Origin of the sequence: Bacillus sp. LB7 (assembly GCF_030449715.1) — a bacterium.
Taxonomy (GTDB): Bacteria; Bacillota; Bacilli; order Bacillales; family Bacillaceae; genus Bacillus; species Bacillus paralicheniformis.
Map to the genome: position 1 here is coordinate 216533 of NZ_JASGCA010000001.1, position 14806 is coordinate 231338.

Annotated in this window: 16 protein-coding genes and 1 riboswitch; of the genes, 14 read left to right on the top strand and 2 right to left on the bottom strand. The window is 46.0% G+C overall.

The annotated features are described in order from the left end of the window. Positions 1-4: 4 nt before the first annotated feature. Both spoVAEA and QMZ64_RS01025 read left to right on the top strand, forming a co-directional pair. The gene (gene spoVAEA / locus QMZ64_RS01020; protein WP_265626478.1) at positions 5-607 is read left to right on the top strand and encodes a stage V sporulation protein SpoVABEA; all 603 of its coding nucleotides are present in this window, start codon (positions 5-7) and stop codon (positions 605-607) included. Next, positions 567-2039, top strand: a complete 1473-nt coding sequence (locus QMZ64_RS01025; protein ID WP_265626480.1) for a spore germination protein — start codon at positions 567-569, stop codon at positions 2037-2039. Before spoVAEA ends, QMZ64_RS01025 begins: the two co-directional genes overlap by 41 nt. Positions 2040-2083: 44 nt before the next feature. Here the strand turns inward: QMZ64_RS01025 and QMZ64_RS01030 are convergent, their stop codons facing one another. Further along, entirely contained in the window at positions 2084-2407 is a 324-nt protein-coding gene (locus QMZ64_RS01030; protein ID WP_265626481.1) for a hypothetical protein, read from the bottom strand. A 357-nt stretch (positions 2408-2764) separates the two neighbouring features. Between QMZ64_RS01030 and lysA the strand changes: the two genes are divergently transcribed. Both lysA and QMZ64_RS01040 read left to right on the top strand, forming a co-directional pair. Then, positions 2765-4084, top strand: coding sequence for a diaminopimelate decarboxylase (gene lysA, locus QMZ64_RS01035; protein WP_265626483.1), 1320 nt, complete (start codon positions 2765-2767; stop codon positions 4082-4084). 237 nt (positions 4085-4321) lie between these two features. Then, positions 4322-5182, top strand: a complete 861-nt coding sequence (locus tag QMZ64_RS01040; RefSeq protein WP_265626485.1) for a poly-gamma-glutamate hydrolase family protein — start codon at positions 4322-4324, stop codon at positions 5180-5182. Here QMZ64_RS01040 and QMZ64_RS01045 read toward each other — a convergent pair. Then, positions 5179-6075: a DUF1002 domain-containing protein gene (locus QMZ64_RS01045; protein WP_265626487.1), complete on the bottom strand. Its 897-nt coding sequence runs from the start codon at positions 6073-6075 to the stop codon at positions 5179-5181. The two genes, QMZ64_RS01040 and QMZ64_RS01045, sit on opposite strands and share 4 nt — an antisense overlap. Before the next feature lie 337 nt (positions 6076-6412). Here QMZ64_RS01045 and QMZ64_RS01050 point away from each other — a divergent pair, with 337 nt between their 5' ends. The 10 genes from QMZ64_RS01050 to QMZ64_RS01095 all read left to right on the top strand — a co-directional run bounded on the left by QMZ64_RS01050 (position 6413) and on the right by QMZ64_RS01095 (position 14794). Continuing rightward, positions 6413-6850, top strand: a complete 438-nt coding sequence (locus QMZ64_RS01050; protein WP_265626488.1) for a peptidylprolyl isomerase — start codon at positions 6413-6415, stop codon at positions 6848-6850. A gap of 229 nt (positions 6851-7079) precedes the next feature. After that, complete coding sequence (locus QMZ64_RS01055) at positions 7080-8210, top strand: Rap family tetratricopeptide repeat protein (protein WP_265626490.1); 1131 nt, start codon at positions 7080-7082, stop codon at positions 8208-8210. Next, entirely contained in the window at positions 8200-8469 is a 270-nt protein-coding gene (locus tag QMZ64_RS01060; protein ID WP_265626492.1) for a hypothetical protein, read from the top strand. The genes QMZ64_RS01055 and QMZ64_RS01060 overlap by 11 nt, the downstream gene beginning before the upstream one ends. Positions 8470-8683: 214 nt before the next feature. Continuing rightward, complete coding sequence (locus tag QMZ64_RS01065; protein WP_265626493.1) at positions 8684-9097, top strand: AAA family ATPase; 414 nt, start codon at positions 8684-8686, stop codon at positions 9095-9097. Further along, positions 9079-10530 carry an RNA ligase gene (locus QMZ64_RS01070; RefSeq protein ID WP_265626495.1) on the top strand — a complete coding sequence of 484 codons (1452 nt, stop codon included), beginning with the start codon at positions 9079-9081 and terminating at the stop codon, positions 10528-10530. Before QMZ64_RS01065 ends, QMZ64_RS01070 begins: the two co-directional genes overlap by 19 nt. 54 nt (positions 10531-10584) lie before the next feature. Continuing rightward, a complete protein-coding gene (locus QMZ64_RS01075; RefSeq protein WP_265626497.1) occupies positions 10585-10860 on the top strand; it encodes a hypothetical protein in 276 nt (91 codons plus the stop codon). A 262-nt stretch (positions 10861-11122) separates the two neighbouring features. Next, entirely contained in the window at positions 11123-11467 is a 345-nt protein-coding gene (locus QMZ64_RS01080; RefSeq protein ID WP_020452015.1) for a hypothetical protein, read from the top strand. Between the two features lie 101 nt (positions 11468-11568). Then, a riboswitch (FMN riboswitch) is annotated at positions 11569-11719 on the top strand. Positions 11720-11828: 109 nt separating this feature from the next. Next, positions 11829-12917: a bifunctional diaminohydroxyphosphoribosylaminopyrimidine deaminase/5-amino-6-(5-phosphoribosylamino)uracil reductase RibD gene (gene ribD, locus QMZ64_RS01085; protein WP_265626499.1), complete on the top strand. Its 1089-nt coding sequence runs from the start codon at positions 11829-11831 to the stop codon at positions 12915-12917. An 11-nt stretch (positions 12918-12928) separates the two neighbouring features. Continuing rightward, positions 12929-13576: a riboflavin synthase gene (gene ribE / locus QMZ64_RS01090; RefSeq protein ID WP_265626501.1), complete on the top strand. Its 648-nt coding sequence runs from the start codon at positions 12929-12931 to the stop codon at positions 13574-13576. 21 nt (positions 13577-13597) lie between these two features. Then, the gene (locus QMZ64_RS01095; protein WP_165427453.1) at positions 13598-14794 is read left to right on the top strand and encodes a bifunctional 3,4-dihydroxy-2-butanone-4-phosphate synthase/GTP cyclohydrolase II; all 1197 of its coding nucleotides are present in this window, start codon (positions 13598-13600) and stop codon (positions 14792-14794) included. Positions 14795-14806 lie beyond the last annotated feature (12 nt).

The following is a 14806-nucleotide window of genomic DNA, read 5'->3' on the forward strand; positions in this document are numbered from 1 at the left end:
GATAATGCCAGCAAAACGCAAAGTCATTTTGGTCACAGACGGCGATATATACGCTGCAAAAGCAATCGAATATGCAGCAAGAAAAACGGGTGGCCGCTGCATTTCCCAATCGGCGGGGAATCCGAGCGTTAAAACAGGACCGGAGCTTGTATCCATGATCCTAGAAACCCCTCATGACCCTGTATTAGTCATGTTTGATGATTCCGGACTTCAAGGCGAAGGGCCGGGAGAGACAGCGATGAAATATGTAGCGATGCATCCCGATATCGAGGTGCTCGGGGTCATCGCCGTCGCTTCAAAAACTCATTATGCAGAGTGGACGAGGGTCGATGTATCAATCGATGCAGAAGGCGAGCTGACAGAGTACGGCGTCGATAAGCACGGCGTCAAAGAGCTCGATGTCAAACGAATGAACGGTGATACGGTCTATTGCCTTGACCAGCTGGATGTTCCGATCATTGTCGGAATCGGTGATATCGGTAAGATGAACAGAAAAGACGATGTGGAAAAAGGGTCGCCGATTACAATGAAAGCGGTCGAGCTCATTTTAGAAAGGAGCGGGTATCATGAGTGCTCAAAAGCAAGAGAAGACGAACATATTCCTTGATCCTTCTAAGAATGAAGCGTATTTCAAGAATCGGGTCGGCATGGGAGAAAGCTTTGACCTTGGCGTACGCAAGGTCTTTATCCTCGGCCATGAAGTTCAGCTTTATTATGTCAACGGGTTGTGCGACACACAATACATCATTCACCTGTTAAGGGAACTGGTGCATCTCAATGATAAAGAAAAAGAGTCGGGCGAGGTCGAAGACATTGTCGAAAACAGGCTTTTGAACCAGCAGGTTTCAAAAGCAGAAACGCTTGATGAAGCGGTCGACCAAGTGTTGTCGGGACTGGTTGCCATCATCGTCGAAGATGCGGGCTTTGCTTTTATCATCGATGTCAGAAGCTATCCGGGCAGAACGCCGGAAGAGCCTGATACAGAAAAAGTCGTACGCGGTGCAAGGGATGGATTCGTCGAGAACATCATTGTCAACACAGCCCTGATCAGACGCCGGATCAGAGATGAACGCCTGCGCTATAAAATGCTTCATATCGGTGAACGCTCCAAAACAGACATCTGTCTCTGCTATTTGGAAGATGTCGCAGATCCCGATCTTGTTGAAGTATTAAAAAAAGAGATTGAAAATGTGAAGATCGACGGGCTGCCGATGTCGGATAAATCGGTAGAGGAATTCCTTGTCGGCCAAGGTTTCAACCCGTTTCCGCTCGTCAGATTTACGGAAAGGGCGGATGTAGCCGCAAGCCATATTTTAGAGGGGCATGTCATCGTGATCGTCGATACGTCGCCAAGCGTCATCATCACGCCGACCACTTTGTTTCACCATGTACAGCATGCTGAGGAATACAGACAGACGCCGGCTGTTGGAACGTTTTTAAGGTGGGTGCGGTTTTTTGGCATTTTTGCCGCCACCTTTTTGCTGCCGCTTTGGCTGCTGTTTGTCATTCAGCCGTCGCTTTTGCCTGATAATTTATCGTTTATCGGTTTAAACAAAGACACTCATATTCCGATTATCATGCAGATTTTCCTGGCGGATCTTGGCGTCGAATTTTTAAGAATGGCCGCTATTCATACCCCAACGACACTTTCAATTTCAATGGGCTTGATTGCCGCTGTGTTGATTGGGGACATAGCAATCAATGTCGGCTTGTTTTCTCCGGAAGTCATTTTATACGTGTCCCTCTCGGCAATCGGAGCTTACACGACACCAAGCTACGAACTGAGTCTCGCGAATAAAATGGTGAAGCTGTTTATGCTGATATTGGTGGCGCTTTTTAAAGTAGAGGGATTTGTCATTGGATTAACGATCTTAACTATAGTGATGGCTTCGATCAGGTCATTGCGGACTCCTTACTTATGGCCGCTCCTCCCGTTCAACGGAAAAGCGTTTTGGCATATTCTCGTGCGCACTTCCGTTCCCGGGGGAAAAGTCAGGCCGAGCATCGTTCATCCGCGAAACCGCTCCAGACAGCCGTGAAGACGGTATTCCAAGAGGCTTTTCCCCGGGGAAAAGCCTCTTTTTCAGTAAGCGAATCTTTGGGTCCTGATGCCTCTGTATTCGTTCGCAGAGATCGCGACTGCCCGGAGGCTACAGATGTTGTTCTGTCTTCTGATTGGATAGACGACATACAGCATTTCGCGGCCGGACGGGTCAATCGTTGACGAATGAAGGAAAACCTCCGTTCCTCTCCGCCAAAATCTCGTATTCGCCGGAGCTGTAATAATCTGCCCTTCATAAGGCTCGTAAATTCGCTGTTCATGATGTACAGCCGGCTGATAAGGGCCGTATTCATCTTCCGGTGTATAGCTTGGAGCCGGGGTGTAGGGGTAACGGTTTGGATACATATGATAACCTCTTTCGTTTTTTTAGGTTTCATCTTTAAGATTATATTCAGGTAAATGCCTATTTGTATGGGCGAAAATCTGGGTTTTTCGGCTCTTTTTTTAATTGAAAGACGTTGTGTATGCCTATTTCTATCAAGTGCTGTTTTCTGTTATTCTATAATCAATAGAATGGATTAGTTTTTTAGGGAATCATTCCCTTTGTAAATCAAGAAAATTTGGACAAATGGTGGTTTAGTTTTTAAAACGAAATGTTATAATACAACATAAGAATCGCACTATCATGAAGCCGGAAGATGCATCGGGCAGCAACCGGACCGCCCCTTGCACCTTTGTAGATAAAGAAAGAGGGAATGACAATTGTTTTTACATGGTACTAGCAGACAAAATGAAAGTGGACACCTCGAAATCGGCGGTGTCGATGTTCTATCATTGGCAGAAAGATACGGAACACCTCTTTATGTATACGATGTCGCGCTGATAAGAGAGCGCGCCCGAAAATTCCAGAAGGCATTCAAGGAAGCCGGTTTAAAAGCGCAGGTAGCGTATGCAAGCAAGGCGTTTTCATCGGTCGCCATGATTCAGCTTGCCGAACAAGAAGGGCTGTCTCTGGATGTGGTATCGGGAGGAGAGCTTTTTACTGCGATCAAAGCAGGGTTCCCGGCTGAACGGATTCATTTTCACGGAAACAATAAGAGCCCTGAAGAACTAGCCATGGCTCTGGAGCATCAAATCGGCTGTATCGTGCTCGATAACTTTCACGAGATCGCCATTACAGAAAAGCTTTGCAAGCAATCAGGACAAACTGTAGACGTTTTGCTCAGAATCACGCCGGGAGTTGAAGCGCACACGCACGATTATATTACGACGGGACAGGAAGATTCGAAATTCGGTTTTGATCTGCACAATGGGCAGGTCGAACAAGCCATCGAACAAGTCCTTCACTCATCTGCGTTTAAGCTCCTCGGCGTGCACTGCCACATCGGTTCGCAAATTTTTGATACGGCAGGATTTGTTCTTGCGGCAGACAAGATCTTTGAAAAGCTCGCTGAATGGAGGGAGACTTACTCATTCATTCCGGAAGTGCTCAATCTCGGCGGGGGTTTCGGAATCCGCTATACAAAAGACGACGAGCCGCTCGCAGCCGATGTCTATGTTGAAAAAATCATCGAGGCGGTCAAAGCAAATGCCGAGCATTTCGGCTTTGACATCCCTGAGATTTGGATCGAACCAGGCAGGTCTCTCGTCGGAGATGCGGGGACTACGCTGTACACGACCGGTTCGCAAAAAGAGGTGCCGGGCATTCGCAAATATGTGGCCATTGACGGCGGCATGAGCGATAATATCAGGCCAGCGCTTTATGAGGCAAAATATGAAGCGGCCGTCGCCAACAGGATGAACGATGCTTGTCATGATACTGTATCAATCGCAGGAAAATGCTGTGAAAGCGGAGATATGCTGATTTGGGATTTGGAAATCCCTGAAGTTCGTGACGGAGATGTGCTCGCCGTTTTCTGCACCGGTGCATACGGCTACAGCATGGCCAACAACTACAACCGCATTCCGCGCCCGGCCGTCGTCTTTGTCGAGGATGGAGAAGCGCAGCTCGTCATTCAGAGAGAGACGTATGAGGATATTGTCAAGCTGGATCTGCCGCTGAAATCGAAAGTAAAACAATAAAAAAATGGAGATTCCCTAAGAGGGAGTCTCCATTTTTTATTCAAGCATGAAAAACACTTCCCGGCCAGCGGGAGGTGTTTTTTGTAAAAAAGATCATGACATGCATAGAACAGCGACCGGGCTGATTGTATATAATATTGGGAATTTAACAAAAATTTAACAAAGGAGATGGTAAAGGCAATGATCAAGATGAAAAGGATGAGATTTGCTGATTTCACGGATTTAGAGGCGGAGTAGATGAAACCGGCCAAAGTATCCCTACTCCACCGCATGCTCCAGTGCCTGAAGCAATGTGTTGATTGTAACATAGTGAAGTGTTTTACAGCAATAAACAGTTCTGTGAATATTTTATTAATTTCAGCTGTGATTTCATTCCCATGTTCTGCTGCGGCTCATAGTGCAACACAGTCTACTGATAAATATTCAAGCTTTGAAGAATTGGAGCGGAATGAAGATCCGGCGTCTTACCGAATGACGGAGAAGGACGCAAAAGTGCCGATGCTCATCATGGCCATCCATGGAGGCGGCATCGAACCCGGAACAAGTGAAATCGCCAATGAAGTGTCGAAAAATTATTCCTTGTACTTGTTTGAAGGGCTGAAATCATCAGGCAATAGAGATCTTCACATTACAAGCACGCGATTTGACGAGCCGGCGGCGCTCGCCATTACTGCGAGCCACCAGTATGTCATGTCGCTTCACGGCTATTACAGTGAAGACCGCATGATTAAAGTGGGCGGGACAGACCGCGTTAAAATCAGAATATTGGTTGATGAGCTGAACCGCTCGGGATTTGCCGCTGAAATGCTGGCGACAGACGACAAGTATGCCGGAACCCATCCGCATAACATCGCCAACAAGTCGCTTTCCGGGCTGAGCATTCAGCTTGAAATGAGCACAGGATTCCGCCAATCTTTATTCGATCGGTTCACGCTAAAAGACAGGGCCGCGACGCAAAACGAAACGTTTTACCGATTTACAAAACTGCTGACCGATTTTATTCACGACAACTATGAAGAAGACGGAGGGGACTTCCCCTCTGCAAAAATAAAACACCCCCTTCAATTGAAAAAGGAGGTGTTTTGGCGGTTGTGTTAACCGTTGGACTCTGAGGTGCCGCCGCCGGTGAATATGGAAACGATGGCGTTCCACAGAGACACAAAGAAGTCGATCAGTTTTTGAAGGAAATTTTGTCCTTCTTCAGAATCCAGGAATTTCGTGATTTTATCTTTTGCTTTGTCAAGCTGGTCTCCAACCTGGTTCCAGTCGATATTAATATTTTTCATGTTATTAAATAAAGACATGAGAGATTTTTTCTGATCCTCTGTGAGCGTCACGCCCAGATCGGAAGCAGCCGAATCAATCGTTTTCTCCAATTCCTCTTTTGATTCGGGAACCCCGTTTTTCGAGATTTCTTCCTTGACTTTGGCCATCAGCGCCGATGCGTTCTCACTGCCGATTTTCTCGCCAAGCTCTGAAGTAGTGACTAGCTCTTCATTCGCGACTTTTTTCACGTCTTCGGAGATCTTTTCGCCCGAAGTCGTTTCATAGGCTTTCATTAAGCCGGTCAAAGCGGCCGTGCCTGATACTTCAAATGGTGCGGTGATATAGACTTTAGCGTCTTTTACACCGGCTGTCATCAGCGCGTTTAAATACATTTCATCCGTAATTCTGCTGATATTGTGTGTCTGCACTTCCAAACCGGTGCCTTTTTTCGCTACGGTAATCGAAGAAGAAGAAATCGCTCTTGTTCCGATTTGTGCTTTCGGTATATAATCCCCTAAATATTTATGCTCCTCATCATTTGTCACCTCGATGATGGTCGCATTTTCAGGCGCATTCATTTCTTTTAATACCTTTTGTCTGTCCTGGCTTGACAAGTCTTTCCCCAGCGTGACGATCACATCACCCACTGCGGCGTCAGCAAAGCTGACCTGCGGGAAAATGAGCAGACACAATGCTGTAAAGATTCCTAGTATCGATTTTTTCAAGCTCAATGCCCTCCTTAAAAATGCAGGCTTCAGGCAGAATTGCTGTACTTTTAAAGAAGCCTGCCGGAACGGAAATAATGCGTTCCGAAATATAGACGGATGAAAGATGAGAGAGGTTTCAAAGAAAAAAAGAGATCAATTTCTCTTCAAGTCAAATGCCCTCCCGGTATCGGATCACACCGCCCTTTTATCATTCATGATTTTCACAGGCGATTCAACCTTTTTTTTAAATCTTTTACAAAAGCGATACAAGATCGCCGTTTATTTCAGGTTGATTGGCTCTGTGCTTCTTCGATATGATATAATGACCCTTGTGAAATGAAAGGAGAGAATCAAGATGGCTAAAAAAGGATACATACAACTGACAAACGGCAAAAAAATCGAGTTTGAACTATATCCGGAAGCGGCGCCGGGAACTGTCTCCAACTTTGAAAAACTTGCAAACGAAGGATTCTATGACGGGTTGAAGTTCCACCGCGTCATTCCGGGCTTCGTCAGCCAGGGAGGCTGTCCGAACGGCACCGGAACAGGCGGACCTGGATATACGATTAAATGCGAGACAGAAGGGAATCCGCATAAACACGAAGCTGGTTCTCTCTCAATGGCTCACGCAGGAAAAGATACCGGCGGCAGCCAATTCTTTATCGTCCATGAGCCTCAGCCGCACTTGAACGGCGTTCACACTGTTTTTGGAAAAGTCACATCAGGTCTTGATGCTGTCACTTCAATGGATCAGGGACAAGGCATGGAAAAAGTCGAAGTATTTGACGCATAATCAGAAAGCGCAGAAACAGCCCGCTAAGCCGGGCTGTTTTTTTGTCTGAAACGGTGTTCATTTTCCAGTTGCAACAGGACCAGGGACCGATTCTTCGACCGCATTCTGCTAAGAAATGACGATGCTAATAAATAAAATAATTGTGAAAAAATGACCCTTTATGTAAAATATATTCAAGTGAAGAGCTAGATAGAGAACGCAATCTGTAAAAAAGGAAGGGGCGTAAGGGGTGAGCGTAAAAATCCCATCGACGGCAGTCGGCGTAAAAATTAATGACTGGTATAACGCGATACGCAAATTTAATGTTACGGACGCCGAAATGCTGAAGGCAGAAATTGAGCGCGAAATTTCTCAAATGGAAGAAGATCAAGACTTATTATTGTATTACGCCTTAATGGAATTCAGACACAGAATCATGCTTGATTACGTAAAACCATTGAAAGAAGGCGAAACCCCGCCTGACTTTTCTGAAATATTAAAAGATATCGAAGATGAACAAGGGAAGCTGACAGGCCTGCTTGAATATTATTTCAACTTTTTTAGAGGGATGTATGAATATAAAAACCATGATTATATTAAAGCGATCTCTTTTTACAGGCGCGCTGAAAAAAAGCTGCTGCATGTCGAGGACGAAATAGAGAGAGCCGAGTTTCATTTTAAAATGGCTGAAGTGTTTTATCATATGAAACAGAGCCACGTGTCGATGAACTATGCGCTTCAAGCGATTGAAACCTACCAGGCGCATGAAACTTACACGGTTCGGAGAATCCAATGCGAGTTCGTCATCGCAGGGAACTATGACGACCTGGATTCGAATGAAAAGGCGCTTTCGCATCTTGAACAGGCGCTGAAGCTTTCACAGCAAGAAGGCCAGCTCATATTGGAAGGACACACTTATTACAATTTGGGAAACTGCTATTATAAGATGGGGGATTTCAATCGGGCGGCTGAATACTTCAACAGAGCAGCTGCGATTTATCAAGAAGAGTCATCAGATATTCTTCCAAAAACGTTTTTTAGTCTTGCGCATGCATATTTCAAGCTGAAGCAGCTGCAGCAGGCGGATGACGCGTTAAACAAAGGGATTGACATCGCCCGGCGATCAGACGATTCGATCTATCTATCAAAATTTCATTTTTTGAAAGCCTTGTATCTTGATGATGACGGAAGAGCTCAAATGCTGGAAACTTTTCAGCTGCTCGGGTCAAAAAAGATGTATCCCGATATTGAGGACTTGGCATTGGAAGCAGCTGAATACTATAATGAAATTGGGCGCTTGAGCGACTCTGTTTATTTCTATCAAACGGTATTCAGTGCTCGAAAACAAATGAAAAAAGGGGACTGGTCGTATGAAATCTAAACTGTTGTTAACCGCCGCTGCTTCAGTAGCAGGACTTTCTCTGGCAAGTGCTGTGCTGATGACGCAAACAGATGGTATGAAAGTCGCCGAGAGAAACGTAACGTCCGCACCGATGCAAATCGCCGAGAGAAACGTAACGTCCGCACCGGTGCAAATTGCTGAGAGAAATGTAACATCCGTACCGGTACATGTCGCTGAGAGAAACGTAACATCTGGCAAAACGTCACCGATTCATATTGGAGAACGAAATGTAACATAATATTCCGTCAAAGGGCAGTGCTGGTTATATCAGCACTGCCTTTTTTATGTCCGATAAAAAGAGGATAGATGTGAAGTTTCATTAAGGACACGAAAAAAGTCCCTTTTAGGGGATCTATTTTTGAAACAAAATGCAAATAAGGACGTATATTATTGGAAGAAATGCTAAATTTTTTTATAATAAAACTTATCAGAACTGAATAAGGAGATCAATCATGAGGACTTTGGTACTGCTTAGAGGCTGCCCCGGCACCGGAAAATCAACCTGGATCAGGGATCATCAATTGAATCAATATACGCTTTCTGCGGATCAGCTGAGGCTGATCCATCAGTCACCCGTGTTAAATTTGGAAGGGAAATACGACATTTCCCAAAAAAATGACGGCAAGGTATGGAAGCTTTTGTTCACCCTCCTTGAAGAAAGGATGGAAAGGGGGGAATTCACCGTCGTTGATGCCACCCATGCGAAACCAAGCATGATTTCAAGCTATAAAACTCTCGTTTTAAAGTATCGCTACAGAGCGTATGTGGTGGATTTTTCCGATATTCCGCTTGAGACGGCTCTGTTGAGAAACCGGGAGAGGGCCGAGCATAAGCGGGTGCCCACGCCATGCACGAGCGGATTTTAACCGAACCTGCGCCTTCCTGGACAACGGTCATCAAGCCGGAAGAATTTGACGATGTGATGCAGTATAAGCCGAGGCGGCTCGACAGCTACAAAAAAATACATGTGATCGGGGATGTGCACGGCTGTTTTACGGTGCTGGATTCTTATTTGAAAGGCAGACTCGAAGATGACGAGTTATATATTTTTACAGGTGATATGCTTGATAGAGGAATAGAAAACGCAAAAGTTCTTCAATTCCTGCTCAGTATCAAAGATCGTAAAAATGTGATTTTGCTCGAAGGAAATCATGATAAATACTTGAAGCAATACGGGCATGATGAAGAGACAAGAAGCAGCGTATTCAACAAGAAGACAAAACCGGAATTAGACGAAGCAGGCTTTGACAAAAAAGATATCAGGGAACTGGCCAGGCGCTTCCACCAAATTGTCTACTTCACGTATGGAGAAGATGCTTACATCATCACGCACGGAGGCATTTCCGCGCTTCCTGACAACCTTCTGCTTACGGCTACCAGCCAGCTGATCAACGGTGTCGGCGGATATGAGACAGATATCGACCATGTCTTTACAAAAAATATGGAAGGGTGGAACATCATTCAAATCCACGGGCACCGAAACATGTTCCGGCTTCCAGTGCATGCAGCCGCAAAATCATATAACCTGGAAGGGCAGGTGGAGCACGGCGGGCATTTAAGGGTTGTCACCATCGATCGGTCGGGAATTCAAACACATGAGATAAAAAATGATGTGTTTAAAACGTCCGTTCCTTCGCTTGATTCTCATCACGAACACGAGGAGCTGACGGTCGACCATTTTCTAAAGCATTTGGACGAACACGATTATGTGTCTGAGCAAAAATTAGCCGGCGGCATTTCCTCTTTTAACTTTACGAGGAAGGCTTTTCAGGAGAGAAAATGGGACGGCGTCAGCATGAAGGCAAGAGGGCTGTTTATCAATAGAAACACCAAGGAAATCGTCAGCAGAAGCTACAACAAATTTTTCAACATCGATGAGCGCCTGACGACGAAAATGCATGTTCTCGTTAACACGCTGCGCTTTCCGGTCACTGTTTATGATAAGGCGAATGGATTTTTGGGAACGGTCGGCTACAATTCTGAAACCGATGAGCTCGTTTTCACCTCAAAATCTTATACATCGGCAAGCGGACAAAAAGACGGCCATGCGAAATGTGTGGAAGAGCTGTTTCACAAAACGTTTGACGCATCTCAGATAGAGGATGTAAAAGAATATGTAAAAAAACGCAATGTTTCGTTAGTATTTGAAGTCGTGCTGCCAGAAAAAGATCCGCACATTATCGAGTGCAAATCGGATAAGCTTGTCCTTCTCGACATTGTCAAAAGACAGATGAAATATGAAAAGCTGCCGTATGAAGATGTCCTCTGTTTTGTGGAGACATTTTGCGTAGAATGTTAGCAAAAAGTCATTTCTTTTGACCAGTGGACCGATTTTTATAAATGGTATCTGTCTGTGTCAAATGACCCGTCGATTGAAGAGGAAGGATATGTGATTGAAGACTCGGCAGGATTTATGACAAAATTAAAACTGCCTTTCTATCAATATTGGAAGTTCGTGCGCGGTATCAAGCACAGACTCGGCGCGGCTGCTGCTCGCTCGCCCCATCACGAGGCCCTGTTCCATTCCGAACATGTGAAGTTGCTCGCCTGGGCCAAAACGAAAGACAGCGAGTATTTTAAAAATCAGTCTGTTATTGCCATCCGAAACGACTTTTACAGCGAAACATAAAGCGAAGAAACCAGAACAAACGGTTTCTTAAAACATAGTTATTTGGACTCAATTTTCAAGCTTGTTTTCACATGCACCCCTAAACCAGAATGTACATTCGTAGGTTATAAGTAGTATTTCGTCTGTATATGAAACGATTTCCCTTCATATTGCGTTATACTTAAAAACCACATATTTTCCGTCTGAATCGAACATGTTTTATTTCATCATTCACAGGAAATAAACATAGGATAGTTCAGAACGTGTTCTGGAGGTTTTGATCATGGGGAAAATAAGATTCAAGCTCACGGTTCTGCTCGTTTTGGCTGCCGTACTGGCCGGAGGCTTTTATTATTTAAAAAACGGAAGCGTTCAAGATGTCTCAACGGCGCTCAGCCAAACCGTCTCATCTGAGGAAAAGAACTATACCATTTATCAATATAAGATCACCAAAATTGACGGCACTGAATACCACGGGGTATCAGATAACGGAACGAAGATCATTTTTAATGCGAAAAATCTCAACCAGGATCTGTCCGACATTAAAGAAGGAGACAAAGTAAAGGCCTACTTCTCTAATGCCAACAGAATCGACGGATTAATCAAAGTCGTCAAGGTGGCAGATTAAAAACCCTCTGAGAAACAGAGGGTTTTTCTGTGCAAGCAGTTTTCATTGCAATTTTAATATACGGCGGCTATAATTACGCATAAGGACAAGTAAATATCGATTGTATCCTTCGGGGCTGGGTGAAAATCCCGACCGGCGGTAATAAAGCGAGAGACAGCTTTAGAGCCCGTGACCCGCTGTGCTTCGTGCAAAGCGGTGGATTCAGTGAGAAGCTGAAGCCGACAGTGAAAGTCTGGATGGGAGAAGGATGAAGAGACTATGTGAAAAATTATGATGATGCATAGTTTTATTTCTCATGCACAAAAACAAACCCCCGGATCGACATCCGGGGTTATTTTTTTGGAAGAAGGGAGGGAAATTCATGACAGATGCGCATTATATGAATCTTGCATTGGAGCTTGCGAAGCAGGGCGAAGGTCAGACAGGGGCCAATCCGCTTGTCGGAGCCGTTGTCGTCAAAGACGGTGAAGTGGTCGGGATGGGGGCTCATTTAAAATACGGCGAAGCGCATGCAGAAGTGCACGCCATTCAAATGGCAGGCCGCCATGCGGAAGGAGCCGTCATTTATGTGACGCTTGAACCGTGCAGCCATTACGGCAAAACCCCTCCTTGCGCGGAACTGATTATTCGTTCCGGTTTGAAGCGGGTAGTCGTGGCAGCCGAAGATCCGAATCCGCTCGTTTCCGGAAGAGGAATCGGGATGCTGAGAAGCGCCGGGATCGAGGTCGAAACAGGCGTTCTCAAAGAACAGGCGGAAGAGCTGAACGAAAAGTTCATGCATTTTATGCGGACAGGCCTTCCGTATGTGACATTAAAAGCAGCTGCCAGCCTTGACGGCAAAACCGCTACCGCAACAGGCGACAGCAAATGGATTACTTCTGAAGAAGCGCGGATGGACGCTCACCAATACCGAAAAAACCACCAGAGTATTTTAGTTGGATCGGGCACAATAAAAGCAGACGACCCGAGTTTGACATGCCGTCTCCCCGGTGCAGTGAATCAGCCGGTGCGTGTCGTTCTCGATACGACGCTGTCAATCCCGCTTCAGTCAAAAGTCATTCAGGATAAAGCAGCGGAAACCTGGATTTACACGACGTCCAAGGCAGATCCCGAAAGGGTTCGTAACCTGGAAAAAGAAGGTGTACAGGTAACCGTGCTGGATGCGGATGAACTTCCGGTGCGCGACGTGCTTCTGCACCTTGCAGACCGAGGAATCGCTTCAGTCTTTGTCGAAGGTGGTGCGACGGTTCACGCAAGCTTCGTCAAAGAAGGACTCTATCAGCAAATGATCTTCTATCTTGCCCCTAAATTAATCGGAGGGCTGCAATCTCCCAGCATCCTCTCCGGTGAAGGCTTTCAATCGATGAAAGATGTCCCCTTACTGCATTTCACAACCATTACCAAAATCGGCCAGGATATAAAGCTGGCGGCAAAACCGATAAAAGAATAAGGCGGTGGCATATGTTTACAGGCATCATTGAAGAAGTCGGAACGATTTTAGACATGAAAAAGGCGGGAAGCGCCATGTCTTTAGTCATCCAATCCAGCAAAGTGACCGAAGATGTGAAGCTTGGCGACAGCATTGCTGTCAACGGAGTCTGCCTGACCGTAAATGAGTTCGGTTCCGGCAGTTTCACGGCGGATGTCATGCTTGAAACGCTGAAAGCAACATCACTCGGCACATTAAAAAAAGGAAGCCGCGTCAATCTTGAACGGGCGATGGCGGCAAACGGCCGCTTCGGCGGGCATATGGTGTCGGGGCATGTCGACGGCACTGCGTCTATCGTGCGCATAGAAAAAGCGGCTAACGCCGTATACTATGATTTAAAACTTGACCCTTCACTGGCCAAAATGCTTGTGTTAAAAGGTTCGATCGCCGTAGACGGCGTCAGCCTCACCATTTTTGGACTGACGGAAGATCAAGTAACAGTCTCGCTTATCCCGCACACATTGGATGAAACGATTTTTTCGGAAAAAAAGCCCGGAAGCATCGTCAATATCGAGTGCGATATGATCGGCAAATACATTTACCGGTTTCTCCACCAAACAAAACAAGACAAACAGGCAAAACCATTGACTGAATCATTTTTTAAAGAAAACGGGTTTTAAATGAAAGGAGGCTGAGCGCCTATGTTTCACACAATTGAAGAAGCGATACGCGATTTGAAGCAAGGAAAAGTCATCATCGTGGTCGATGACGAGGACAGGGAAAACGAAGGCGATTTCGTTGCGCTGGCAGAATACGCAACACCTGAAGTGATCAACTTTATGGCTTCGCACGGAAGGGGGTTGATCTGCGCGCCGCTTAATGAAGAGATCGCTTCACGGCTTGACCTCCATCCGATGGTGGACGAAAATACCGATTCTCATCACACGGCATTTACGGTCAGTGTGGATCACCGCGATACAAAGACGGGGATCAGCGCTCAGGAGCGGTCGTTGACTGTCATGTCGCTGATTGATGATCACGCGCTTCCGGGCGATTTTAAAAGACCGGGGCACATTTTCCCCTTAATTGCGAAAACAGGCGGCGTTTTAAAAAGAGCCGGACATACGGAGGCGGCCGTTGACCTTGCGGAGGCGTGCGGATCCGCGCCTGCCGGTGTCATCTGCGAAATCATGAATGAAGACGGCACGATGGCAAGGGTTCCCGAACTCAAAAAAATAGCCGTCCAGCACGACTTGAAAATGATTACGATTAAAGATTTGATCGAATACCGCTACAGCAAGGGAACGCTGATCAACCGAGAAGTGAAGATTACGCTGCCTTCCGAATTCGGCACATTCAAGGTTTACGGCTATACAAATGAAATCGATGACAAGGAACATATAGCACTCGTCAAAGGCGATATACCTTTCGGAGACGAACCTGTCCTTGTCCGCGTACACTCAGAATGCCTGACGGGCGATGTTTTCGGCTCTTACCGCTGCGACTGCGGCCCGCAGCTTGCTGCCGCGCTCGCGCAAATCGAACAAGCGGGCCGGGGCGTGCTCCTGTATTTGAGACAGGAAGGAAGAGGAATCGGCTTAATCAATAAACTGAAAGCTTACAAGCTGCAGGAAGAAGGATATGACACCGTGCAGGCTAACGAAAAGCTCGGTTTTCTCCCGGATCTTCGCAACTACGGGATCGGCGCCCAAATCTTAAGAGACCTCGGCGTGAAACAAATGAAGCTGCTGACGAACAATCCGCGCAAGATTGCCGGTCTCGAAGGCTACGGACTGACGATCGCAGACAGGGTGCCGCTGCAGATGGAGACAAAAAAAGATAATGAAAAGTACTTAAAAACGAAAAAATCAAAATTGGGGCATATGCTTCATTTTTAAACTAAAATCAAT

What these genes read in the sequence shown, in the direction of transcription:
- spoVAEA (WP_265626478.1), top strand. Translation starts at nt 5, where the DNA reads ATGCCAGCAAAACGCAAAGTCATTTTGGTCACAGACGGCGATATATAC.
- QMZ64_RS01025 (WP_265626480.1), top strand. Translation starts at nt 567, where the DNA reads ATGAGTGCTCAAAAGCAAGAGAAGACGAACATATTCCTTGATCCTTCT.
- QMZ64_RS01030 (WP_265626481.1), bottom strand. Translation starts at nt 2,407, where the DNA reads ATGTATCCAAACCGTTACCCCTACACCCCGGCTCCAAGCTATACACCG.
- QMZ64_RS01040 (WP_265626485.1), top strand. Translation starts at nt 4,322, where the DNA reads ATGAAACCGGCCAAAGTATCCCTACTCCACCGCATGCTCCAGTGCCTG.
- QMZ64_RS01050 (WP_265626488.1), top strand. Translation starts at nt 6,413, where the DNA reads ATGGCTAAAAAAGGATACATACAACTGACAAACGGCAAAAAAATCGAG.
- QMZ64_RS01060 (WP_265626492.1), top strand. Translation starts at nt 8,200, where the DNA reads ATGAAATCTAAACTGTTGTTAACCGCCGCTGCTTCAGTAGCAGGACTT.
- QMZ64_RS01065 (WP_265626493.1), top strand. Translation starts at nt 8,684, where the DNA reads ATGAGGACTTTGGTACTGCTTAGAGGCTGCCCCGGCACCGGAAAATCA.
- QMZ64_RS01070 (WP_265626495.1), top strand. Translation starts at nt 9,079, where the DNA reads ATGCACGAGCGGATTTTAACCGAACCTGCGCCTTCCTGGACAACGGTC.
- QMZ64_RS01080 (WP_020452015.1), top strand. Translation starts at nt 11,123, where the DNA reads ATGGGGAAAATAAGATTCAAGCTCACGGTTCTGCTCGTTTTGGCTGCC.
- ribD (WP_265626499.1), top strand. Translation starts at nt 11,829, where the DNA reads ATGACAGATGCGCATTATATGAATCTTGCATTGGAGCTTGCGAAGCAG.
- ribE (WP_265626501.1), top strand. Translation starts at nt 12,929, where the DNA reads ATGTTTACAGGCATCATTGAAGAAGTCGGAACGATTTTAGACATGAAA.
- QMZ64_RS01095 (WP_165427453.1), top strand. Translation starts at nt 13,598, where the DNA reads ATGTTTCACACAATTGAAGAAGCGATACGCGATTTGAAGCAAGGAAAA.